Below are 1,152 nucleotides of genomic sequence, written 5' to 3'. Positions count from 1 at the left end.
TAGCGAAGCGGATAAACAGTGTGCTTGTGGTCATCAGTTGACCTTGATGGAGCAAGATAGCAGCGAGAAACTTAAGTTTGTTCCCGCACAAATCAGTGTCATTGAGCATGTTAGGTTAAAATACCGCTGCAAGCATTGCGACACTAAAGGGACGCAAGCTAACATCAAACAAGCCCCCGTGCCTGCTCCAAAAGGTTTTGCCACGCCAAGCCTATTGAGCCAGCTCATCACCAGTAAATATCAGTACGCCTTACCGCTTTATCGACAAGAAACTTTATTTAAACAGTATGGTATCGAATTAAGTCGTCAAACGATGTCAGACTGGATGATGAAATCAGCCGCCTTGTTTAAACCCTTATATGATTTACTGCACCAACACCTATTAACGCAAGGTGTACTGCACGCCGATGAGACCACGCTCAAAGTGATTAACGATGAACGGGTGATGGGTCTATTGCTCAGGTGCGGATAGGCCGAGTCTCGAGCCTAGATATAAAGGTGTAAACAGCATCGTTCTGTACGACTATCAAGGTGGTAGCCGCGCGAGCACTTGCGTGAGTGGTTTTCTTGCCACTGAGCACACCGTGTTTAATGGCTATTTACAGGTCGATGGCTATGCAGCTTACCAACGGGCCAATGACAAACTTGTGGGTTGTTGGGCACATGCGCGGCGTAAATTCAAAGTTAAAGAACGGCTGTATTTTAGGCGTACGCATTCAAGCGCCCAACTGACGACATTGAAGCAATGGCTGGATAAATCGGTGCAACAAGTGTCGAAGCAAAGTGCCTTGGGTCGAGCCATCCATTACACTATCAATCAATGGCCAAAGCTCAGCCGTTACCTAGAAGATGGTCGACTCAACATTGACAATAATCGCGCCGAACGCGCAGTAAAACCGTTTGTGATAGGGCGTAAAAACTGGGCAAGGCGTAGTTCGCCGGACGCTTACGTAGCTTTGTTATCCAGGAGGTAAATAGTCACTTTTTGTTCAAAATTATGAATTTCAGGCAGCACAAAAGTCAAACCCAAGATGGAGGTCTGAATGAAACGTAAAGATCTTTAATTATCAGCTCGTTTGTAAGTAATCACAGCAGTGAGCAAAGTGCCGTCGTCGCTTACCCAAGTGTTCACAATAGCTGGTGAGTTCTGTA

1 protein-coding gene and 1 pseudogene are annotated in these 1,152 nt (G+C 46.1%); both read left to right on the top strand.

Translation table 11 applies throughout. The features are described 5' to 3' along the window. Positions 1-472 (top strand): IS66 family transposase (locus KT99_RS23345; RefSeq protein WP_005503842.1); only part of this gene is annotated, 472 nt, incomplete at its 5' end. Positions 473-506: 34 nt separating this feature from the next. Further along, positions 507-974: pseudogene (locus KT99_RS23340) on the top strand (IS66 family transposase); the annotation flags it as partial. Positions 975-1,152: the final 178 nt, after the last annotated feature.

The organism is Shewanella benthica KT99 (assembly GCF_000172075.1).
Classification (GTDB): Bacteria; Pseudomonadota; Gammaproteobacteria; order Enterobacterales; family Shewanellaceae; genus Shewanella; species Shewanella benthica_A.
The sequence above is the reverse complement of the archived record's forward strand: the minus strand, read 5'-3'. Positions and strand labels throughout refer to the sequence as shown.